19 protein-coding genes are annotated in these 22728 nt (G+C 68.2%); 11 read left to right on the forward strand and 8 right to left on the reverse strand.

The genetic code is table 11. The features are described 5' to 3' along the window. The first annotated feature begins 150 nt into the window (after positions 1-150). The 3 genes from AKJ13_RS33330 to AKJ13_RS28695 are packed head-to-tail and all read left to right on the forward strand — an operon-like array spanning position 151 to position 2218. A complete protein-coding gene (locus AKJ13_RS33330; RefSeq protein WP_064774687.1) occupies positions 151-1395 on the forward strand; it encodes a GNAT family N-acetyltransferase in 1245 nt (414 codons plus the stop codon). Beyond that, positions 1392-2003: a cysteine hydrolase gene (locus AKJ13_RS28690; RefSeq protein ID WP_050736366.1), complete on the forward strand. Its 612-nt coding sequence runs from the start codon at positions 1392-1394 to the stop codon at positions 2001-2003. Before AKJ13_RS33330 ends, AKJ13_RS28690 begins: the two co-directional genes overlap by 4 nt. Then, entirely contained in the window at positions 2000-2218 is a 219-nt protein-coding gene (locus tag AKJ13_RS28695; protein WP_050736367.1) for a hypothetical protein, read from the forward strand. Before AKJ13_RS28690 ends, AKJ13_RS28695 begins: the two co-directional genes overlap by 4 nt. 14 nt (positions 2219-2232) lie before the next feature. Here AKJ13_RS28695 and AKJ13_RS32400 read toward each other — a convergent pair whose 3' ends face one another. Together AKJ13_RS32400 and AKJ13_RS28700 are read right to left on the reverse strand one after the other, a co-directional pair. Then, the gene (locus AKJ13_RS32400) at positions 2233-2406 is read right to left on the reverse strand and encodes a hypothetical protein (protein WP_200905720.1); all 174 of its coding nucleotides are present in this window, start codon (positions 2404-2406) and stop codon (positions 2233-2235) included. Between the two features lie 646 nt (positions 2407-3052). Next, positions 3053-3274 (reverse strand): hypothetical protein, encoded by a 222-nt coding sequence (locus AKJ13_RS28700; protein WP_050736368.1) that lies wholly within the window; start codon positions 3272-3274, stop codon positions 3053-3055. A gap of 359 nt (positions 3275-3633) precedes the next feature. On the opposite strand from AKJ13_RS28700, the gene AKJ13_RS28705 reads away from it, so the two are divergent. The 6 genes from AKJ13_RS28705 (at position 3634) to AKJ13_RS28730 (ending at position 12239) form a co-directional block, all read left to right on the forward strand. Continuing rightward, a complete protein-coding gene (locus AKJ13_RS28705; protein WP_050736369.1) occupies positions 3634-4833 on the forward strand; it encodes an efflux RND transporter periplasmic adaptor subunit in 1200 nt (399 codons plus the stop codon). Positions 4834-4882: 49 nt separating this feature from the next. Next, on the forward strand, positions 4883-8041 hold the full coding sequence (locus AKJ13_RS28710; RefSeq protein WP_050736370.1) for an efflux RND transporter permease subunit: 3159 nt from the start codon (positions 4883-4885) through the stop codon (positions 8039-8041). 112 nt (positions 8042-8153) lie between these two features. Continuing rightward, the gene (locus tag AKJ13_RS28715) at positions 8154-9290 is read left to right on the forward strand and encodes a CaiB/BaiF CoA-transferase family protein (protein WP_050736371.1); all 1137 of its coding nucleotides are present in this window, start codon (positions 8154-8156) and stop codon (positions 9288-9290) included. Between the two features lie 207 nt (positions 9291-9497). After that, positions 9498-10247, forward strand: a complete 750-nt coding sequence (locus tag AKJ13_RS28720; RefSeq protein ID WP_050736372.1) for an SDR family oxidoreductase — start codon at positions 9498-9500, stop codon at positions 10245-10247. A gap of 8 nt (positions 10248-10255) precedes the next feature. Beyond that, positions 10256-11404 carry an acyl-CoA dehydrogenase family protein gene (locus AKJ13_RS28725; protein ID WP_050736373.1) on the forward strand — a complete coding sequence of 383 codons (1149 nt, stop codon included), beginning with the start codon at positions 10256-10258 and terminating at the stop codon, positions 11402-11404. 1 nt (position 11405) lies between these two features. Further along, complete coding sequence (locus tag AKJ13_RS28730; protein ID WP_050736374.1) at positions 11406-12239, forward strand: MaoC family dehydratase N-terminal domain-containing protein; 834 nt, start codon at positions 11406-11408, stop codon at positions 12237-12239. 350 nt (positions 12240-12589) lie between these two features. Here AKJ13_RS28730 and AKJ13_RS28735 read toward each other — a convergent pair whose 3' ends face one another. Together AKJ13_RS28735 and ade are read right to left on the reverse strand one after the other, a co-directional pair. Further along, a complete protein-coding gene (locus AKJ13_RS28735) occupies positions 12590-13015 on the reverse strand; it encodes an organic hydroperoxide resistance protein (protein WP_050736375.1) in 426 nt (141 codons plus the stop codon). A gap of 87 nt (positions 13016-13102) precedes the next feature. Beyond that, positions 13103-14824: an adenine deaminase gene (gene ade / locus AKJ13_RS28740; RefSeq protein ID WP_050736376.1), complete on the reverse strand. Its 1722-nt coding sequence runs from the start codon at positions 14822-14824 to the stop codon at positions 13103-13105. A 146-nt stretch (positions 14825-14970) separates the two neighbouring features. Here ade and ilvD point away from each other — a divergent pair, with 146 nt between their 5' ends. Next, positions 14971-16800, forward strand: coding sequence for a dihydroxy-acid dehydratase (gene ilvD, locus AKJ13_RS28745; protein WP_050736377.1), 1830 nt, complete (start codon positions 14971-14973; stop codon positions 16798-16800). 310 nt (positions 16801-17110) lie between these two features. Here ilvD and AKJ13_RS28750 read toward each other — a convergent pair whose 3' ends face one another. The 4 genes from AKJ13_RS28750 to AKJ13_RS28765 all read right to left on the reverse strand — a co-directional run bounded on the left by AKJ13_RS28750 (position 17111) and on the right by AKJ13_RS28765 (position 20784). Beyond that, a complete protein-coding gene (locus AKJ13_RS28750; protein WP_050736378.1) occupies positions 17111-17485 on the reverse strand; it encodes a VOC family protein in 375 nt (124 codons plus the stop codon). Between the two features lie 572 nt (positions 17486-18057). Then, positions 18058-18735, reverse strand: coding sequence for a GDSL-type esterase/lipase family protein (locus AKJ13_RS28755; RefSeq protein ID WP_050736379.1), 678 nt, complete (start codon positions 18733-18735; stop codon positions 18058-18060). A gap of 2 nt (positions 18736-18737) precedes the next feature. Next, positions 18738-19769, reverse strand: coding sequence for a lipase (locus tag AKJ13_RS28760; RefSeq protein ID WP_050736380.1), 1032 nt, complete (start codon positions 19767-19769; stop codon positions 18738-18740). A 43-nt stretch (positions 19770-19812) separates the two neighbouring features. Beyond that, positions 19813-20784 (reverse strand): GDP-L-fucose synthase, encoded by a 972-nt coding sequence (locus AKJ13_RS28765; protein WP_050736383.1) that lies wholly within the window; start codon positions 20782-20784, stop codon positions 19813-19815. A gap of 273 nt (positions 20785-21057) precedes the next feature. Here AKJ13_RS28765 and AKJ13_RS33205 point away from each other — a divergent pair, with 273 nt between their 5' ends. Continuing rightward, a complete protein-coding gene (locus AKJ13_RS33205) occupies positions 21058-22635 on the forward strand; it encodes a hypothetical protein (protein ID WP_082317185.1) in 1578 nt (525 codons plus the stop codon). Positions 22636-22728 lie beyond the last annotated feature (93 nt).

The raw sequence follows: 22728 nt of genomic DNA on the forward strand, positions 1-22728 counted from the left end.
GCCGCAGATCCTGCCAATCGGGCATGCCGGCAGCCACAACGGCGTCGTGTTCCATCTGTGGACCTCCCATACTTCAATCTTTGCACAGACGCGGGAAGTTCACCATGCGAAGCCGGTGCTCGTTACCAATCACCCGCGAAAGCCGACGCGATGACCGTCCACGTTTCGCCGCCCGATTACGCGCGGCATCCTCATGCGGCCGCACCAGAGGCACGCCACGACATCATCGATTTAAGGGCTGCCCGCCTCGCCCGACATCTCGTGCTCTTTACCCCGACGCCCGCCGACCTCGAACGTCTGTTGGAGGAGACACGGAGCGTTCTGCCGGGTCTGGCCGACCTCGCCGTGGTGCGTCGGGTGATGACCATCAATCCCGATACTGTCTTCGCGATCGCCAAACGCGGGGATTACGACGCGCAATCACCGCGCGGCGAGGGCCTCACGGCAGTCCTACCTTTGAACGACGCCGGGATGACGGCCCTCCTTTCGGGCGAGTTCGACCCGACGAATCCGGCGTCCCATTTCATTGCCCGGCAGCACGAGCGCCCGGCCGGAATCTATCTGTGGGTGATCCACGCCCGTCGCCGGCTCGCAGCCGCAGTCGCCCTGATGCTGCAGCGGATCTCGACGCCGCTGTGCCGCGACGTCGACCTCTATGCGCGCGCGGCGACGCCGGAAGGGGCCGATTATCTGGAAGGAATCGGCTTCACCAAAGGCGCCGCGTGGCGCGGGCTGCGCGCCCCGAGCCTACATATGTTCGTCCGGTCCGAGGCGGCCGAACGCTTGCCCCCCTACGACAGCCATCGCCCCGGGCTTACCGGCGTCAGCGTCGCCGTGGCGCGCAGCTTCGAGGATCTCTCCCGCGTCATTGCCCTGCGGGCCGCAGTGTACATGGCCGAGCAGGCCTGCCCGTACGAAGAGGAATTCGACGGCAACGATCTCTCGGCCACCCACCTGATCGGCTATGTCGGCGACGAGCCGGCGGGGTGCCTGCGGATCCGCTTCTTCGCCGATTTCGCCAAGATCGAGCGGCTGGCGGTGCGGGCCGAGTACCGCAACACCCGCTTGGCTTTTACGCTGGTCCGGGCTGGGATCGAGCTGGCCCGGGTCAAGGGCTATCGCCGCCTCTACGGGCACGCGCAGAAGCGCCTCGTCGGGTTCTGGAGCCGCTTCGGGTTCCGGGTGTTCGAGGGCGCGCAGGAACTCGTGTTCTCGGATTTCGACTATGTCGAGATGCTGATGGAGGCTGAGCCGCATCCGGAGGCGATCGGCATCGGCGTCGACCCCTACGTGATCATCCGACCCGAGGGCCGGTGGCACAAGGCCGGTGCGCTGGACCGGTCGCGCGGTCGCGCCGTCACCCGGCCCTCCGTCGATCAGCAGGCGTCGCGATGACCCGGCACGTGAACCCGGCACTCTACCGCCGGCCGAGCAGCGTCCCAGTTCTGGTGCTGGTCGACATGCAGCAGGAATACGAGATCGTCGGACGGCCTCTGGCCCTCGCGGGCATTGCGCCCGCCCTCGCCAAGTGCCGGCTCGCCCTGGATCACGCCCGGGATAGCGGCATTCCGGTGGCCTATGTGCGCTGGATCGGGGCGCCGCTGTTCCAGCCCGGAACGCGCTTCGCGCGCTGGATTGAGGGGTTCGAGCCGCATGGCTGCGACATGATCTTCGATCGGGACCGCCCGTCCTGCTACGCCAGTCCCGCCTTCGCGGACGCGATGGAACGCGGCGGCGCGCAATTGGTCATCGCGGGCTTTGCCGGCGAGGCCGCCTGCCTCGCCACCGCAATCGACGGCTTCCACCGGGGGCAGGAGGTGACGTTCTTGTCCGACGCCTCCGCAAGCCATGATCTCGAAGGCATCGCGGCCGACGATATCCATCGCTCGGTGAGTGCGGTGATGCGTGTCTTCGCGGATGTCATGGACACGCAATCCTGGATCACGGCGTCCGCGCCGTTCAAGCCCATGCCCGTTCCGTCGAGACCCGCGGCACGCCAATGAACAATCCCGGCCCGCACGAACTTCAGACGCACCGACGTACCCGTGTCGATGACACGATCGACCGCAGGCTCGGCCAGCACGCCGTCGGGTTGCTCCAGGCGGCCCGGGATAGCGGCGATCCGAGCCTGATCGCCCAGGCCGAGGCCATGGCGATGGCGGTCGGATTCGCCCTGGCGTCCCGTCTCCCTGCCTTCGACCTGACCGGGAAGCCCTGAAACCGTCGCCGCGGTCAGGCCGTCGCGTCGTCCCCGGCGATGAGGCGCATGGCCCGCAGGCGGGCCGTGCGCTCGTCACGCGCCCGGAGATCGGCCTGGATGGCGGCCCAGAGCGTTGCCGCCTCCGTGCTGTCCGGAAACGCGGCCGCTGAGTCGGTTTCGGTGTTGGTCTGATCGAAGGCGTCCATGTCATGCCGTCCCGCGCCTTGAGCTGCGGTCCGGTATCAGCACATCCGTTCGGCAGTCCAGCCTCAAATACAGGCATGTCCTGTACAACCGGCCGGTTTCGTCAGGCCGGATCAGATGTTCGCTGCGTGATGCGGACGACCGATGCTTGTGCCCGAGCCGAACGATGCGGTGACCGCGCGCCGAAGTCTGATCACCGTGGCAATTGCAGAAGGCAATGTGGGGCCACGGGTGCCGTCCTCGAAGCGTCGGGAGGGTAGCGCGGCAGAATGCCTATGGCCGTGCTTGTCGCCCCCCTCGGCTTTGGCCGCATAGTTCAAGGTAGGCTGGTCCTGTGCCGGGATGACATTGCCAGGGGCGGATCGCCGTGCGTTGATTCGGCAAAATTCAGTCTTCGAAATATTATGCAGTCACACAGACGCATGTGCCCGAATGATCAGGTGGCGTGATAGCATCTCTTCGGTGCCAACACTTGATGTTTCTAAATTGCGCCTGGCAATCGTCGATCGCAATCCGAAAATCGTTTTCCCCTAAGCGATCATCCCGCTCAACGGCCATGCCACGAACTGCAGAAACATAGCGGACACGGAGACGTGGCACCTCTCAGGATGGCTCGGCCGCGCGTTGGCGCGGCGGGCCGGGCCGCTCTCAAAACTGCGTCAGCGTAGCGATGATGGATTCGACGACGTCGATCTGGTGTTGCACCGCGACCAGCCGCGGTCCCGCGGCGGCGCCGTCGCCGAGCACGAAGGTGCCCTTCTGCCGGCGCGTGTCGCGCAGCTTCCGCACCGACGCCACGATCGTTTGCCGTTCTTCGAGAAGGGCCGCTCGCAGCTCGTTCAAGCCGTCCAGTTCCAGAGTCTCGGCCATGCGGGGTCCCGGTGTTCTGGTTTCGCCTCGCCGCGCTTCGACACGCGCCGTCACACCGGCTTGTGGCCCATGTGCGAAGCCTTTGCCACGGGCACGATCGGCGGCCGGCGGGAGCGTTTGCCGAGAGCTCGCGGCGGTCACCGGAGGCGCTGCCTGGATGTTGCCGCGTCGATTGTATGCTAGGGAATGCAATATCCATCGACGGGGCTCCGCGATGCGCCCGGGTGGAGGCGCGCCGAGCGCTTCGCGCCCTGATGGCGCAAGGGCCAGTTAGGTATGCCGGGCGAGGATAACAGCCAGCGCGTCGCGGCTCGATCGGACGAGACGGGCGCGTTCCACGGCGGAGGGGGCCGCGGTCGATGAAGGGTGAGCAGAAGCCGCGGCGGTCCCGCGGGTTGGTGACGACGATCGTGGTTTTCGCGCTGCTGGGCGGCGGGGCTTACGGCTACGTGCGCACGACGCAACGGCCGGCGGCCAAGGCGAAGGTGGCCGCGGCGGCGCCCGTGCCGGTGACCCTGGGGACCGTCGATCAGGGCCCGTTCGCCTTGCTGCTGAACGGGCTCGGCACGGTCCAAGCCTACAACACCGTCCAGGTGCGGACCCGCGTCGACGGCGAGATCCAGCAGGTCGCGTTCCGCGAGGGGCAGAACGTCCGCAAGGGCGATGTTCTGGTCCAGATCGATCCGCGCCCCTACCAGGCGACCCTGGACCAAGCGAAGGCCAAGAAGGACCAGGACACCGCCAACCTCAACAACGCCAAGGCGGATCTGGTGCGCTACACCGGTCTCGGCGCCTACGCATCCCGCCAGCAGACCGAGACGCAGACGGCGCTGGTCGCCCAGCTGACCGCGCAGGTCGCCTCCGACCAGGCCTCCATCGACAACGCCACGACCCAGCTCGGCTACGCCACCATCCGGGCGCCGATCGACGGCGTCACCGGCTTCCGGCAGGTCGATATCGGCAACATCGTCACCGCGGCCGGCCAGTCGCCGATCGTGACCATCACGCAGGTTGAGCCGATCTTCGTGGTGTTCACCGCGCCCGAGGACCAGCTGCCCGCCATCGGCGCGGCCCTGCGGACTGGCGACGTGCCGGTCTCGGCCTGGACCACGGACGGGCTGACCAAGCTGGCCGACGGCAAGCTCGCCCTGTTCAACAACCAAGTCGATACCGCCACCGGCACGATCCGCCTGAAGGCGGTGTTCCAGAACCAGAACCACGCCTTGTGGCCCGGCCTGTCGGTCTCGACCAAGATGCGGGTCGGCACGGTCGCGGCGGCCACGACGGTGCCGGATGACGCCGTCCAGCACGGGCCGGACGGGCTGTTCGCCTTCGTGATCGACGAGTCCGGCCACGCGCATCAGCGGTCCTTGAAGGCCGGGCGCTCCGATTCCGGGCGGACGCAGGTGCTGGCGGGCGATCTCAAGCCGGGCGATCGGGTGATCACCGCCGGGCAGTACAAGGTCCAGGACGGTAGCCTCGTGGCCGATCCGCACGCCGCCCATACGGCGCAGGCCGAGACGGCGGCCCCGGGCCGGTCGGCCAGGGTCGAACCGTGATGGACATTCGCGTCGCCGGGGCGGCCGCGATGCCGTGTGAGGGGCTGCAATGAAGGCTGGCATCTCAGCGCCCTTCATCCGTTTCCCGGTGGCGACCACGCTGATCATGGTCGGCATCCTGTTCCTCGGGTTGGTGGCCTATCCGCTGCTCGGTGTCGCGCCGCTGCCGCAGGTGGATTTCCCGACGATCCAGGTCACCGCGCAATTGCCCGGCGCCAGCCCGGAGACGATGGCCTCCTCGGTGGCTCAGCCCCTGGAGCGGCAATTCTCGCAGATCCCGGGCGTCGCCCAGATGACCTCGACCAGCTCGCTGGGGATTTCGACGGTCACGGTCCAGTTCGACCTCAACCGCAACATCGACGGTGCGGCCAGCGACATCCAGGCGGCGATCAACGCCGCGAGCGGCCAGCTGCCGAAGAACCTGCCGAGCCCGCCGACCTACCGCAAGGTGAACCCGGCCGATTCGCCGATCCTCCTGCTCTCGGCCACCTCGGACAGCATGCCGTTGATCGAGGTCGACAACGCGGTGGACGTGCAGCTCGCGCAGCGGATCAGCCAGATCTCGGGCGTCGCGCAGGTGTTCATCGGCGGCCAGCAGAAGCCCGCGGTGCGGATTCAGGTCGATCCGGCCAAGCTGGTGGCCAAGGGCCTGTCGCTCGAGGATATCCGCGCGCCGCTGTCGCTCACCACGGTGAACAACCCGAAGGGCAGCATCGACGGGACGAGCCACAGCTACACGATCTACGCCAACGACCAGCTCACCACGGCGCAGAACTGGAACGACGTGATCGTCGCCTATCGCGACGGCGCCCCCTTGCGGGTGCGCGACATCGGCACCGCAATCGCCGGCCCGGAGGATACCAAGCAGGCGGGCTGGACCAACGGCCAGCGCGGCGTGTTCCTGGTGATCTTCAAGCAGCCCGGCGCCAACGTCATCGACACGGTGGACAGCATCAAGGCGCAGCTGCCGCGACTGACCGCGACCCTGCCGGCCGGCATCAAGATCGGCATCCTGAGCGACCGCACCCAGACGATCCGCGCCTCCGTGGAGGATGTGCAGTTCACGCTCCTGATCACCATCGTCCTGGTGGTCGCGGTGATCTTCGTGTTCCTGCGCAGCTTCTGGGCGACCGTGATCCCGAGCGTGACCGTGCCCCTCGCTTTGCTCGGCGCCTGCGCGCTGATGTGGCTCGCCGGCTATACCCTCGACAACCTGTCCCTGATGGCGCTGACCATCTCGGTGGGCTTCGTGGTCGACGACGCCATCGTCGTGCTGGAAAACATCAGCCGCTACGTCGAGGAGGGGATGCGGCCCATGGAGGCCGCGTTCAAGGGTGCGGGCGAGATCGGCTTCACCATCGTGTCGATCTCGGTGTCGCTGATCGCCGTGCTGATCCCGCTGCTGCTGATGGGCGGCATCATCGGCCGCCTGTTCCGGGAATTCGCCGTCGTCCTGTCGATGACCATCGCGGTCTCGGCCTTCGTGGCCCTGACGCTGACGCCGATGATGGCGGCGCGCCTGCTCAAGCCCCACGGCACCGGCCATCACGGCCGCCTGTACCGGGCGAGCGAGGTGGTGTTCGACGGGCTGCTGTCCTCCTACGCAAACGGCCTCGACCTCGCCCTCCGCTTCCGGTTCATCACGCTCCTGACCTTCTTCGCGACGCTGGCGCTGACAGTGCACCTGTTCATCGTCATCCCGAAGGGCTTCTTCCCGCAGCAGGACACCGGCTTCATGATCGGCGTCACCGAGGCGGGACAGGACATCTCGTTCTCGGCGATGAAGACTCTTCAGGAGAAGGTCGGCGCCATCGTCCAGGCCGATCCGGACGTGGCGACGGTGGGCATGTCGCTCGGCGGCAACGGCCAGGCGCTGAATTCCGGGCGGATGTACATCACGCTCAAGCCCCGCGAGGAGCGCGAGGCCGACGCGTTCCAGATCATCGGTCGCCTGCGCCCGAAGCTGGAGCGGGTCGAGGGGATCCGCACCTATATCCAGGCCACCCAGGACGTGCGCACCGGCGGCCGGACCTCCCGGACGCAGTTCGAATACACCCTGCAGGATCCGGATCTCGCCGAGCTGAACACCTGGGCGCCCCGCATCCTCGACAAGATGAAGACCCTGCCGGAGCTGCGCGACGTCGCCACCGACCAGCAGAACCGCGGCACCACCCTGACGCTCGCGATCGACCGCGATGCCGCCTCCCGTTACGGAATCACGCCCCAGCTCATCGACGACACGTTGTATGACGCCTTCGGTCAGCGGCAGATCGGCCAGTACTTCACGCAGCTCAACAGCTACCACGTGATCCTCGAGGTGCTTCCGGCCCTGCAGGGCAATGTCGAGAGCCTCGACAAGATCTACATCAAGGCCCCGATCGGCGGCGGGCAGGTGCCCCTCGCGGCCTTCGCCCGCTGGACCACCGACCCGGTGGCGGCGCTGGCGGTCAACCACCAGGGCCAGTTCCCGGCAGTGACGATCAGCTTCAACCTCGGCCCCAACGTCGCGCTGGGCCAGGCGACCGAGGCGATCGGCCGGGCGATGAAGGAGCTCGCGGTGCCGCCCACGGTGGTCACCGGCTTCCAGGGCACCGCGCAGGCGTTCCAGCAATCGCTCTCGACCGTGCCGCTGCTGATCCTGGCCGCCCTGTTCGTGGTCTACCTGATCCTCGGCATCCTCTACGAGAGCTTCATCCACCCCATCACGATCCTCTCGACGCTGCCATCGGCCGGTGTGGGCGCTCTGGCTGTGCTGATGTGGGCAGGGTTCGATTTCAGCCTGATCGCACTGATCGGCATCATCCTCCTGATCGGCATCGTGAAGAAGAACGGCATCATGCTGATCGACTTCGCCATCGTAGCCGAGCGCGAGGAGGGGCTCGACCCGGAGGCAGCGATCCGCAAGGCGGCCCTGCTCCGGTTCCGCCCGATCCTGATGACCACCATGGCGGCTCTGCTCGGCGGCATCCCGCTGATGCTCGCCACTGGCACCGGTTCCGAGATCCGGCAGCCGCTGGGCTACGCGATGGTGGGCGGGCTGGCAGTGAGCCAGATCCTGACCCTGTTCACGACGCCGGTCATCTACGTCTATCTCGACCGGCTCGCGCACCGCTTCTCCTCCCGGGACAAGCCCGAGGCGGTGGACGCGCTGCTGGCCGAGCCGGGCCCGGAAGCCCACGGACAGCAGGCCCTGCGGGCCGCCGAGTAGGGGCGGTTCGACGCCGTATGTCAGCCGTACCCGCTTGGCGGGGCGCCCGGCAGACCCAGTTCCACCGCTCCGGTCCCGCCCAGCGGGGCGTTCGGGATGCTGAGGAACCGGGATGCGTATGAACCGGCCGTTGCAGGGGCTGACTGTTCTCGCCCTGGAGCAGGCTGTCGCTGCGCCCTACTGCACGTCGCGGCTGGCCGATGCCGGTGCTCGGGTCATAAAGATCGAGCGGCAGGAGGGGGATTTCGCCCGCGGCTACGATTCCGCCGTCAACGGGCTGGCGAGCTACTTCGTCTGGCTGAACCGCGGCAAGGAAAGCCTGGTCGCCGACATCAAGGATCCGGACGATGCCCGGCTGCTGCACGCCATCCTCGAGGAGGCCGACGTGTTCGTGCAGAACCTCGCCCCGGGCGCGGCCGCCCGCGCCGGCTTCGGCTCGGCGGACTTGCGGGCGCGCCACCCGCGCCTGATCACGGTCGATATCTCGGGCTACGGCGCGGGCCACGCCTACAGCGACATGAAAGCCTACGATCTGCTGGTGCAGGCCGAGAGCGGCATGTCCGGCATCACCGGACACCCGGCCGGCCCGGGCCGCGTCGGCGTCTCGGTCTGCGATATCGCCTGCGGGATGAACGCCCATGCGGCTGTGCTGGAGGCGCTGATCGCCCGTTCCATCGCCGGCCAAGGCTGCGCCCTGGAGGTCAGCCTGTTCAGCGGCGCGGCGGATTGGATGAACGTGCCGCTGCTCTACTTCGAGGGCACCGGCCGGGAGCCGAAGCGGGTCGGCCTGGCCCATCCGTCGATCTCCCCCTACGGCGCCTATCCGACTGCCGACGGCAGCCTCGTGCTGATTTCGATCCAGAACGAGCGCGAATGGGCGCGCTTCTGCGATTTGGTCCTGGGCGAGCCGGACCTCGCCCGTGCGGATAACTTCGCGTCGAACAACGACCGGGTGGCCAACCGCGCCGCCGTGGATTTGCGGGTCGGCGCCGCCCTGGTGCGGTTGAGCCGCGAGGCCGCCGCCGCTCGCCTGAAGGCCGCCGGCACCGCCTATGGCTTCGTCAACACCCTGGCCGACCTCGCCACCCATCCGGCCCTGGTCCGCGCGGACGTCGAGACCTCGGCGGGAACGGCCCGCATCGTCGCGCCTCCGGTCCTGATCGACGGCGCGGTCCGCACGCTGGGCCGGGTGCCGGATATCGGCGAGCACAGCGCCCGGATCCGGCGGGAGTTCGAGGCCGCGAGGTGAGAGGTATTGCATCGGGAAACCCGCCCGCGCCCTTATTTTGAGGTGCTCGTGCGCGGCGCGAGGCTCGAAAGAGGCCTCCAGACAGCTCCGAGATCCCTGGAGGGCTCCTTTGAGGCGGCCCCTGCGCGTCCGCACCTCAGGATGAGGGGGAAATTGGATAGAGGCGAACGCTGAACGGCTTAGGCAATAAGAAATCGGGAGGAAGCGATGATACTCGAAGGAAAAATCGCGCTCGTCACGGGCGCCGGAAGCGGGTTCGGCGCGGGCATCGCCGAGCGGTTCGCCGCCGAGGGTGCGCGGGTCGCCTGCGTGGATATCGACAAGGCGGCGGCCGAGCGGGTTGCTGCGGGCATCGGCGCGAATGCCATCGCGATCGCCGCGGATGTCGGATCTGCCACCGATGTCGAGGCCAGTGTCGCCGAGACCCGGGAGCGGTTCGGAGCTCCGCACATCCTGGTCAACAATGCCGGCACCACGCACCGCAACAAGCCGCTGCTGGAGGTGACCGAGGACGAGTTCGACCGGGTGTTCCGGGTGAACGTGAAGTCGATCTTTCACTTCGTCCGGACAATCGCGCCGCTCATGCGCGACCAGGGCGGGGGCGTGATCCTCAATGTCAGCTCGACGGCGGCGCTCCGGCCTCGCCCGGGCCTGACCTGGTACAACGCGTCCAAGGGGGCGGCGAGTCTCGCTTCAAAGTCCTTGGCCCTCGAGCTGGCACCCTGGAAGATCCGGGTGAACGCGCTCTGCCCGGTGATGGGCGCGACCGCCCTGCTCGAGCATTTCATGGGCGTGCCCGACACCCCGGAGAACCGGGAGGGATTCATCGCGACGATCCCCCTCGGGCGGATGTCGCGGGCCGAGGACATCGCTGCCGCGGCGCTGTTCCTGGCCTCCGACGAGGCCGAATTCATCACCGGGGTCGACCTGCCTGTCGATGGCGGCCGCACGGCCTGAGGCGCGCGATGGAAGCCTATACCGAGATCCGCGAGGCGGTCGCCAAGCTCTGCGCTGGGTTTCCCGGCCCGTACTGGCGGGCGCTCGACCGAGAAATGGCCTACCCGACCGAGTTCGTGAACGCGCTCACCGAGAGCGGATACCTCTCGGTCCTCATTCCGGAGGAATATGGCGGCTCCGGCTTGCCGCTCTCGGCCGCCGCGGCGATCCTGGAGGAGGTACAGCGCGCGGGCTGCAACGGCGGGGCCTGCCACGCGCAGATGTACACGATGGGCACGCTGCTCCGGCACGGTTCGGAGGCTCAGAAGGCGGCCTACCTGCCGGCTATCGCCGAGGGCCGCCTGCGGCTGCAGGCCTTCGGGGTGACCGAGCCGACCTCAGGCACTGACACCGGCAGCCTCAAGACCACCGCTCGGCGCGAGGGCGACCATTACCTCGTCAACGGCCAGAAGATCTGGACCAGCCGGTCCGAGCATTCGGATCTGATGCTGCTCCTGGCCCGTACGATGCCCAAGAGCGAGGGCATGAAGCGAACCGACGGCCTGTCGGTGCTCCTCGTCGACATGCGGGAGGCAATCGAAAACGGCCTGACCATCCGGCCGATCCGCACCATGATGAACCACGCCACCACCGAGGTGTTCTTCGACAACCTCCGGGTCCCGGCCGCGAACCTGATCGGCGAGGCAGGCAGGGGCTTCCGCTACATCCTGTCCGGCATGAATGCCGAGCGCATCCTAATCGCCGCGGAATGCGTCGGCGATGCCAAATGGTTCATCGACAAGGCGAGGGCCTACGCGTCGGACCGCTCGGTGTTCGGCCGGCCGATCGGCGCCAACCAGGGCGTGCAATTCCCGATCGCCAAAGCCTACGCTAACATGCGCGCCGCCGAGCTGATGGTCCGGGAGGCGCTGAGCCTCTACGAATCCGGCGCCAATCCGGGGGCGGAGGCCAACATGGCCAAGATGCTCGCCGCCGACGCGTCGTTCGAGGCCGCCAATGCCTGCATCCAGACCCATGGCGGGTTCGGCTTCGCCGAGGAATACGACATTGAGCGCAAGTTCAGGGAGACGCGCCTTTACCAAGTCGCGCCGATCTCCACGAACCTAATCCTCGCCTACCTGTCCGAGCACGTGCTCGGCCTGCCGCGGTCGTACTGACATGACCGAACTCACCGACTGGATCGGCCGTACCCGCGAGACGTCGGACCTCGTCACGCCGCGCATCCTGGCCGAGTTTCGCGCGACCTTCGCGCCGCATCTCGCGCCGAGCCCCGAGGGCACCGCGCCACCGGCCCTGCACTGGTGCCTCGCCCCGGAGACGCCGCCCGCCGACGCCCTCGGGCCGGACGGCCACGCGGCCAAGGGCGGGTTCCTGCCGCCGGTGCCGCTGCCGCGACGGATGTGGGCCGGCGGGCAGGTCGAGACCCACTCGGAGTTGCGTGAAGGCGACCTTGTCACCCGCACCGAGACCGTGCGCGACATGACCTTCAAGGAGGGGCGCAGCGGCCGGCTCTGCTTCGTAACCGTCGAGCACGCGGTCGCCACGGCGCGCGGGCCGGCGATCCGGGAACGGCAGGACATCGTCTACCGGGAGGCGGCCGGGGCGCAGAGCGGCGCGGGGTCAGTGGCCGAGCGCGACGACGCCGCCGGCTACGAGCAGGTCTGGGTCGTGCCGGCGACGCCGACGCTGCTGTTCCGCTACTCGGCCATGACCTTCAACGGCCACCGCTTCCACTACGATCAGCCGTACGCGACCCAGGTGGAAGGCTACGCCGACCTCGTCGTGCACGGTCCAATCCAGGCGACGCTGCTGATGAACCTCGCCGCGACCCTGCTGGGGCAGGTGCCGTGGCGCTTCACGTATCGCGGTGTCTCGCCGATGACCGCGAACCAGATCTTTCGGGTCTGCGGGCGGCGGACAGGGGCGGGCTTCGAGGGCGTGACCCTGGATGAAGCCGGCCGTGTCTGCATGCGGGCGCAGGCAAACGGATAGCTTTTTGACCGTCCACTTTTGGGGATGACTCGCGTCGTCATCGCGAGCGTAGCGAAGCGACCCAGCGCAGTGCGCGATCTGCGACAGGAGCGTGACCCAGGGGTTCCTTCGCTCCGCTCGTAATGACGGGGAGGGCGCTACCGACCCAACAGATATCCCACCCTGAGCGCGTCCCGATCGGCTGTGAATTTTTTTGATCGCCGAACGGGCTTGGTGCCAGGACGGGTCGCGGGTCCCCTCTCGCGTGCGGAGAGGGGACCTGTCGCGCTGCGTCCTCGAAAGAGGGCTTCTCCGAGGTGCACGCTCGTAGCGCGCACCTCTGGTTGAGCGGAATGGATGCGACGCCCGGCTCAGGCGAGCTTCAGGCCGACATCGACGTTGCCGCGGGTGGCGTTCGAGTACGGGCAGACCTGGTGAGCGGCGTCCACGAGCTTCTGCGCGTCGGCGCGGTCGAGGCCCGGAAGGCTGATCGTCAGGTCGGCGGTGATGCCGAAGCCGCCCTCGGAGCGCGGGCCGATGCCGACATCGGCGGTAACGCTGGTCTCGGCCGGGACCTTAAGCTTCAGCGAGGGGGCGACCGCCTTCATGGCGCCGAGGAAGCAGGCCGAATAGCCGGAGGCGAAGAGCTGCTCGGGGTTCGCGCCCGATCCGCCGGCGCCGCCGAGTTCCTTCGGGGTCGAGAGCTTCACCTCGAAGCTGCCGTCAGCGGTCTTGGCGGCGCCATCGCGGCCACCGGTGGCCGTTGCACTGGTGCGGTACTTCACGTCTACGGACATGGCGATCTCCGGTTACAGGAAGAGAGTCGGCATCTAGAGCCGGCGCACCCAATACATAGTCTCGATGTAGATTGTGCGCAATCTATTTCACGGGTCGATCAGCGCGAAACGGTCGACATCCACAAGGCCCTTGTCGGTGATCTTGAGGTGCGGGATCACGGGCAGCGGCAGAAATGCCACCTGCAGGAACGGCTCGGGCAGAACCACGCCGAGGCCGCGCGCCGCCGCCCGCAGGGTCACGAGCGCGGCGCGGATCGAATCGAACGGCAGCAGGCTCATCAGCCCGGCGACCGGCAGGGCGATCTCGGCGAGCACCCGGCCGCCCTCGACCACGACGAAGCCGCCCTCGATCTCGCCGAGCCGGTTGACCGCCACGGCCATGTCGGCATCGTCGGCGCCGACCACAGTGACGTTGTGGCTGTCATGCCCGACCGAGGAGGCGATCGCCCCGCGCTTGAGGCCGAACCCCTTCACGAAGGCCACGCCGATGCCGCGCTCGCCGGGCGGCGTCTTCCCGTGGCGCTCGACCACCGCGACCTTGATCACGTCCTGGTCGAGGTCGATCCGGCGCTCGCCTTGCTTATAGGGCAGCGATAGGTCGTGCCGCAGGGTGATGATCTTGCCCGGCATCACGCCGATCACCGGCGTCGACGGCCCGGAGCCGGGGGCCGCGAAATCGGCCGCCGTCACCCGGCGCGCCCGCAGGCTGCCGCGGCCGATCGGCTCGATGGCGGGACGCCCGGCGAACAGGGCATCCTCGACCAGCCGCCCGGCGCTGAAGACCTGGGCGACCCGGCACGCCTCGAAATCGTCGAGCACGACGAGGTCGGCGCGCTGGCCCGGCGCCACGAGGCCGCGATCGTGCAGCCCGACCGCCCGGGCCGCCGACCACGACGCCGTCCGGTAGGCTGCCAGCGGCGGCGCGCCCAGCGCGATCGCGGTGCGAATGACGTAGTCGAGATGCCCCTCCTCGGCGATGTCGAGGGGGTTCCGGTCGTCGGTGCAGAAGGCCAGAAACGGCGCCGTGCGCTCGGTCAGGATCGGCGCCAGGGCGTGCAGGTCCTTGGAGACCGAGCCCTCGCGGATCAGCACGGTCATGCCCTTCGAGAGCTTCTCCATCGCCTCTTCGGGCGTGGTCGCCTCGTGCTCGGTGCGGATACCAGCCGCGATGTAGCCGTTGAGCGCGGCGCCGCGCAGCAGCGGCGCGTGGCCGTCGATCAGGCGGCCCTGGAACGCTGCGAGTTTCTCCAGGGCGCCCGGGTCCCCGGCCAGCACGCCCGGAAAGTTCATGAATTCGGCCAGTCCGATCACCTTCGGATGGTCGGCGAAGGGCAGCAAATCCGCCGCGCCGATCCGCGCGCCCGAGGTCTCCAGGTGGTCGGTGGCCGGCACGCAGGAAGAGAGCTGGACCCGCAAATCCATCGCCAGGGTCTCGGACGAGGCCAGGAACCATCGGAAGGCGTCGGCGCCGAGCACGTTGGCCATCTCGTGCGGGTCGCATAGACCGGTGGTGACGCCGTGGGGCAGGACGCAGCGCTCGAATTCCTGCGGCGGCATCAGCGAAGATTCGACGTGGAAGTGGGTGTCGATGAAGCCCGGCACCACGACCTTGCCGGACACGTCCACCTCGCGCCGGCCGCGATAACTGCCGAAGGTCCCGACGATCCGGTCGCCGCAGATGGCGATGTCGGAGGCGACGAGGTCGCCGGTGACGAGGTTGAGGAAGCGCCCGCCCTTGAGCACGAGATCCGCCTCGGTCCGGCCCTGGCCCTGGTCGATGGCCCGCCGCAGGAAATCCACTCGGTCCATCCTACGATTCGCCTCTCTCGCGTCCCGCTATCCGCCGGGAGCATGACACGGTCGCACCCGCTTGCGCGACGCTTGCAGCGGCGGCGCCGCGGGCGCAGAAGCCCCTACCTTTGAAAGATTCGCTTCTGGACCGATTGAACCGCGCGATGCCTGCCTATCGTTCCCGCACCACGACCCATGGCCGCAACATGGCTGGCGCCCGCGGCCTCTGGCGCGCCACCGGCATGAAGGACGGCGATTTCGGCAAGCCGATCATCGCCGTGGTCAACTCGTTCACCCAGTTCGTACCCGGACACGTCCATCTGAAGGATCTCGGGCAGCTGGTGGCCCGGGAGATCGAGAAGGCCGGAGGCGTCGCCAAGGAGTTCAACACCATCGCGGTCGATGACGGCATCGCGATGGGCCATGACGGCATGCTCTACTCGCTGCCCTCCCGGGAGCTGATCGCAGATTCCGTCGAGTACATGGTCAACGCGCATTGCGCCGACGCAATGGTGTGCATCTCGAATTGCGATAAGATCACCCCCGGCATGCTGATGGCCTGCCTGCGGCTCAACATCCCGACGGTGTTCGTCTCGGGCGGCCCGATGGAGGCCGGCAAGGTCCAGCTGCCCGGCATCGCCAAGAAGGTCGATCTGGTGGACGCGATGATCGCGGCGGCCGACGACCGGATCTCCGACGAAGACGTCGCGGTGATCGAGCGTTCGGCCTGCCCGACCTGCGGCTCCTGCTCGGGCATGTTCACCGCGAACTCGATGAACTGCCTCACCGAGGCTCTCGGGCTCGCCCTGCCGGGCAACGGCTCGGTGCTGGCGACCCATGCCGACCGCAAGCGCCTGTTCGTCGAGGCCGGCCATCTGATCGTGGATCTCGCGCGTCGCCATTACGAGCAGGACGATGCGAGCGTGCTGCCCCGCGCGGTGGCGAGCTTCACCGCCTTCGAGAACGCCATGACGCTCGACATCGCCATGGGCGGCTCGACCAACACGGTGTTGCACCTGCTGGCCGCAGCCCACGAGGGCGAGGTGCCCTTCACCATGGCTGATATCGACCGGCTGTCCCGGCGGGTGCCGGTCCTGTGCAAGGTCGCCCCGGCGGTGGCCAACGTCCACATGGAGGATGTCCACCGAGCAGGCGGGATCATGGGCATCCTGGGCGAGCTCGACCGGGCCGGTCTGATCGATACCGAGGTCGGCAACGTGTCCGCCGGCACTCTCGGCGCGGCGCTCGCCCGCTGGGACGTCCGCGGCGAACCGGCTGTCTCGGTTCAGAGCTTCTACCGTGCCGCGCCCGGCGGCGTGCCCACCCAGGTGGCGTTCAGCCAAGAATCCCGCTTCGACGAACTCGATCTCGACCGGGAGGGCGGCGTGATCCGCGACGCCGCCCATGCCTATTCGCAGGATGGCGGCCTGGCGGTGCTCTACGGCAACCTCGCCGAGCAGGGCTGCATCGTGAAGACCGCCGGCGTCGACGCCTCGATCCTGACCTTCACGGGGACGGCCCGGGTGTTCGAGAGCCAGGATGCGGCGGTGGACGGCATCCTCAACGGCAAGGTCATCAGTGGCGAGGTCGTGTTGATCCGCTACGAGGGCCCGCGCGGCGGCCCCGGCATGCAGGAGATGCTCTATCCGACGAGCTACCTGAAATCAAAGGGCCTCGGCAAAGCCTGCGCGCTGGTCACCGACGGGCGCTTCTCGGGCGGCTCCTCCGGACTGTCGATCGGCCACGTTTCTCCCGAAGCCGCGGAGGGCGGGCTGATCGGCCTCGTGCGCGACGGCGACACCATCGCCATCGACATCCCGGCCCGCAGCATCCGCCTGGCGGTCGAGCCCGCCGAGCTGGAGCGGCGGCGTGCCGAGCAGGATGCCGCTGGCTGGCAGCCGGCGAGCCCGCGCAAGCGCAAGGTCAGCGCGGCGCTGCGCGCCTACGCGATGCTGACCACCAGCGCGGCCCACGGGGCGGTGCGGCGGGTGTGATCGCCTGGGGGCCGGGTTGAGCACGCCCGAGCCCCGTTCCCAGGCAATCCGGATCGGGACGCGTGCCGCGGCCTCGGCCGTCATCGCCCGCGCAGCGGAGCGACCGAGCGGCCGAAACCCCACGCTCTGTATCTGTCGCGATGGCCGCGTCGGGTAGATGCCCGCGCTACCATCCCGAGCGGACATGCATGGAAGCGGAGGTTGTCTCCGTGCCTGCGACTCACCCACGTCCGGTGTCGGTGATAACTGATCACTTGGGCGGCCCAAGCGTCCGGACGGAGGGTCTTCGGTCCGGCTGGCCGCGATGACGTTACATGGTCGACCGCGTGCGCGCGGTAAGCTTGTTCCCGTCCGGATCGCGAAGATAGGCGACGAAGGCCCCGTTCGGACGCTCTGTCGGCGGGCTTTCGATCGCAGTGCCGCCATGCGTCGTCCCGGCCTCGTGCCACGCGAGCACATGGTCGCGGCTCGCGGCCGCGATACCGATCGTCCCACCGTTGGCCGCAGTCGCTGGCTTGCCGTCGATCGGCGTCGTGATCATCAGCTGAGCGCCCTCGTGCGCGTAGATCAGCCTGCCTCTGGTATCCATCACTCCCGGCTTGCCTCCCAACGCGACGAACGTGGCGTCGTAGAAATTCCGGGCCCGCACCAAGTCGTTGCTGCCGATCATCACGTGTGTGAACATATTTCGCTCCCCGAACAGCCAGCCCGAGATACCCCGAGCCGAGCACAGAAACGAGTGGCCGACCGCGCGGTCTGTTCGGCCGGGGCGATTTCGGTAGATCCTGCGTGAGACGGCATTCACGGGCATCTCCGTTCCAACGCCGAAGAGGCCAAACGGCGTGGCTCCGACAGTTTCCTGGGACAATCGAGGGCTGTCGGCATGATCGGTATGCGCCGCGGGGCGAATGGGGGGTTGGGTTGGAATGCCGACGCCTGACCCGAGATCCAACGAAGCGGACCGTTCCAACCCTGGTCGGTTCAGCTTCGCGATCCGAGCGCTGCCAATACAAGGCGCGCCTCGGAGGCCCATCACGGCGCCTGCCGAGCAGTCGATCCAACGCTCTGAGCGCTGGGTATAAGACGCCCGCTATCTATGCTCTTACGTCTTGGAAAGGTCGGAAGCAGCCCCTCACGACGCGTGCCAAGCGTCAGATTTTCCTTTTCTAAAGCATGCAGCGACGAATCCTGCCGTGCGCTTGGTCGCTTCGCTGCGCTCGCGATGACGGCGGCAGATGGTCGGTGCCCGCCTCGGCGTCAGCGGCGGGTCAGCCACAGGGCGCATCCGGCGACGGCCAGAGCGGAAGCCGCCAGGGCCCCCGCAAGGTGCCGGGTTCCGAACCTCCGCGGTGTTTCAGCGACGAGATCCTGCTCCCCCGCCGGCACCCGTCCCAGAGCCGACAGCATCAGCGGCTCGATCGCCTTGTAGCCGGCCGGGCTGAGATGCAGGCCGTCGGTGGTGTAGGCCCTGCGCAACGCCCCGGATTGGTCGGCCAGCACCGCGTGGTAGTCGATGAAGGTCGCGCCGTGCTCGTGGGCGTGGTCCCGCAGCCACGCGTTCACCGCGGCGATCATCGCGGGGGCGTCCGGGACCGCGGGGTTCCAGGGGATCCGGGCGGCCGGCATGATCGAACCGACCCAGGCTTTCACGCCCATCGTCCGGGCCTCGTCGAGCATGCTGGCCAGCGTCCGTGCGATCTCGTCGGCAGGGACGAAGACACCTTCGTTGCGCCCGATATCGTTGACGCCGCACAGGAGATGGACACCCTGCGCGCCGGTCTCCTCGAGGTCGCGGCGGAACCGCATGGTGATCCAGCGCGCCGTCTGGCCGGACCCGCCCCGCGGGATCAGGTCGTGGGCCGCGAAGGTCGCGGCGCGGTGGAAGCCCCAGGCCTCGGTGATCGAGTCCCCGATGAACACGATCGGCGTGACCACGGCTATCCCTTGGACGAAAGGCCGAGCACGTCAGCGACCTCGGCGGCCAAGCGGTCGGCCATGGCTTGGCGGCCCTCGGAGGTGACGTGCACGATGTCGGTGAACAGGAAGCGGCCGTCGGATTCGAAGATCCGGCTGAGGTCCCGGATCGTGAACGATCCCTGCGTCAGGCCATCCGTCTGGAGCCGGCCGAGCACCTGCTCGATCCGCGTGTATTGCCGGTCGAGATAGGCGAGGAACTCCCCCGAGGCGGCGCTCTGCTCGTCACCGATCCGCTCGGTCTTGCGGACGACCGCCGGCTGCAGGAGGAACCGCACCGGCGCGCCGATGCCGCCGGCGAGGCGGGCGAGGCGCTTCAGCGCCAGCTCGAACTGGCGCACCACCTCCCATTCCCAGATGTCCGACTGCCAGTTCGTCAACGCCCGCAGGTTGTCGAGCCGGCCGAAGATCAGCGCCTGAAGGCTGTCATACGACAGATCCTCGGCCTCCGCATTCACCTTCGTCGTGTTGAAGAAGTAGTCGTACAGGGTTTCCTGGGCGAAGTGATTGTACGGATAGCCGGCACGCGGATCGAAGCTCCATGGCTGGAAGACGTCCGTGGCGCCGCCCAGCACGAAGATTACGTCCGGCTGAAGGTCCATCAGCCGGGCGGTGATCAGCGCGATCATCTGGTTCAGGCAGGCCGAGGTCGCGCCGAAATTGTAGACCCGGGCGCCCTCGCCGTGGAGGCGCTTCAGCCCGGTCTCAAGGCGGCCGGGGATCGTGTCGGCGAAGACCTGGCCGTCGATTAGCGTGCTGTCGCCGACGACGAAGACGCGCAGCGTCTCGGAGGCGGGACGCGCCTCGGGATGGCTGTCGTTCCGGTATCCCAGCGCGTCGTAGCGCCAGCCCTGTCCCGCCGCCGGGGACAGCGGCTTGCCGGCGAACTGGGTGTAGGGCGCCGGGAAGCGGATGTTCGAATCGAACGTGTGGAAGTCGCGCAGGAACTTGCGCCGTCGCGCCTGCTCGGCATCGTCAGGGGCCCGCGGGGCCATGCTCGTTCTCCTGCCCGATCGGGACGTCGCGCCGCGGACGTGATCAGCCGCGCAGCGTGGCGTGGTTCTCGAGGAACCAGCCATAGGTCTGCCGCAGCCCCTTCTCCAGGCCGATCTCCGGCTGCCAGCCCATGGCGCGCAGGCGCGACACGTCCATCAGCTTGCGCGGCGTGCCGTCCGGCTTGGTCGCGTCGAACGCGAGCCGGCCCTCGTAGCCGATCACCCGCGCCAGGGCCTCGGCCAGCTCGCGGATGGTGCAATCCTCGCCGGTGCCGACATTGATGTGCGACAGGTCCGGCCGGGTATTGGCGGCGTAGACCGCGTCGTCCAGCTCCATCACGAACACGCTCGCGCGCGCCATGTCGTCGACGTGCAGGAACTCGCGCATCGCCCGGCCGGTACCCCAGACCGTGACGGACGGGCGGCCCTCCTGCCTCGCCTCGTGCAGGCGCCGCATCAGCGCCGGCAGGACGTGGGCGTTCTGCGGGTGGAAATTGTCGTTGGGGCCGTACAGGTTGGTCGGCATCACGCTGCGGTAGCGCCGGCCGTACTGCCGGTTGTAGCTCTCGCACATCTTGATCCCGGCGATCTTGGCGATGGCGTAGGGTTCGTTGGTCGGCTCCAGCAGGCCGGTCAGCAGCGCGTCCTCACGCATCGGCTGCTCCGCCAGCTTCGGATAGATGCACGACGAGCCCAGGAACAGCAGCCGGTCCACGTCGCTCGTATGTGCGGCGTGGATGATATTCGACTGGATCAGCAGGTTCTCGTGGATGAACTCGGCCGGGTAGGTGTTGTTGGCATGGATGCCGCCGACCTTGGCGGCGGCGAGGTAGACCTGGTCGATGCGGTGCTTGGCGAAGAACGCCCGGACCGCGGCCTGATCGAGCAGATCCAACGCCTGCCGGTCCGCCGTGAGGATCCGCGCGTAGCCCAGCTCGCGCAGCCGGCGCACGATCGCCGAGCCCACCATCCCACGATGGCCCGCCACAAAGATGGTCCTGTCCCGTCCGTCCATCACGCGTCCAATCCCTGCGGCCAGCGCTCGCTCGGCCAGCATACCCCCGTCCTGGGCGGATATCGGCGCGGAAAGGCGGATTTTCTGAGGCGCACGGCATCACGGTCGCCTCAAAGCCAGCGATGCCGCGTGAGACGCGAAGTGACGAATACAAATACAACTGAAAGTTGATGTTAAGCATTCTACCAGAAGGTGTGCCGGTACCAGCCTAGCGCCCACCTGACTCCAGGTTCGAGGTGGAAGCGACCGGGCCGCGCAGCAATGGAGTCTGAGATGCGTAACTCGACCGCCGTCCCGGCTGGGCCGCGGACAACGAATGCCGCCCTGCGCCGGACGGCCGGCCGCATCGCCCCCCTGCTGGCCGGCACCCTTCTCGCCCTCCCGGTCGTCTCCCCGGCGCAGGCACAACTTCTTCGTGGGACTCTTGATACAACCGGAGGCGGTATCCTGGGAACCGGGATCACGGTCGGCACCACGAATCCCGGTACCGGCATCCTCGGCACCGGCCTGAATGTCGGCACCACCGGCGGCGGTGTTCTCGGGACCGGGGTGACCGTCGGCACCACCAATCCCGGCACCGGCGTCCTCGGCACCGGCTTGAATGTCGGCAGCACCAGCGGCGGCGTCCTTGGGACCGGCCTGCTGGTCGGAACCACGGGTCCCGGTGAGGGCCTACTCGGGACCGGCCTGTACCTCGGCACTGTGGGCGGAATCGCCGGCGGCGGTGGTGGCACCGGCGGTGGCAGTGCTGGCGGTACCGGCGGTACTGGCGGTGGCGGTACCGGCGGTACCGGCGGAGCAGGCGGTGCTGGGGGTACAGGCGGCGCCGGCGGGGCCGGTGGCGCGGGCGGGACTGCTGGCGGTGGCGGCGGCAACGGCCAGGGCATCTATATCGTGACCGGCAACGTCGCGCAGTCCCAGGGCCAGACCTTCATTGCCGACCTGCGGCTCTCGCAGCTGTCCAGCGCCACCGGGATCGCGGCCAACAACAGCAGCGCCCTCGCGGCCCCCGTCGCCGTGGGCGGCGACGCCCTCGCGGTGGGCTTCGGATCGAGCGCGGCCGGGACGGCCTCGACCGCGGTCGGAACCGGGGCATCCGCGGTCAACACCGGCAGCGTCGCCCTCGGCTACGCGGCGAGCGCGCAGGGACTGGGCGGAACGGCGATCGGCACCGCGTCAGCAGCGTCGGGAGCCGGCAGCACGGCGCTTGGCTTCGTCGCCGGCGCCACGGGCACGGGATCCACGGCGATCGGTGCGGCGGCCTCGGCTGCCGGCAACAACAGCGTGGCGCTCGGCAATGGCGCGGCGGCCAACCAGGCGAACACCATCGCCATCGGTGCGAACGTCAAGACGACCCAGGCAAACCAAGTGGCAATCGGCAATGCCGCCAACACCTACACCCTGGCGGGCGTCGCCTCGCAGGCGAGCGCCGCGGCCCAGAGCGGCGCGACCAACTTCGTGACCACCGACGCCGCCGGCAATCTCGCCGCTTCGGCCTACGGCCCCTCGACCATCGCGGGCCTCGGCAACCGGATCGATTCGGTCCAGTCCCAGGTCAACAACCTGGAGGCCAAGACGGACACGATGCAGCGCTACGCGATTCAGACCCGCAAGGAAGCCCGTCAGGGCGTCGCCATGGCGATTGCGATGGCAACCGCGCCGATGCCGTCCGCTCCCGGCAAGACCACCTGGGCGACCAACGGCGCGACCTATCGCGGGGAATGGGCCGGCGGTGTCGCCGTCGCGCATCGGCTGCCGACCTGCTGCGTCCCGATCGCGGTGACCGCCGGTGTCGCCTATGCCGGCGAGAGCAATGTCGGCGTCCGGGCCGGCTTGGCCGGCGAGTTCTGAGACAGAGACATCGGCAGGGGCGGACCGACGTTACGCCCTTGCTTCCGGAGAAATCCCCGCCATAGTGTCAACTTATGTTGACACTGGCGGTCA

The organism is Methylobacterium sp. ARG-1 (genome assembly GCF_001262595.1).
GTDB classification, from domain to species: domain Bacteria; phylum Pseudomonadota; class Alphaproteobacteria; order Rhizobiales; family Beijerinckiaceae; genus Methylobacterium; species Methylobacterium brachiatum.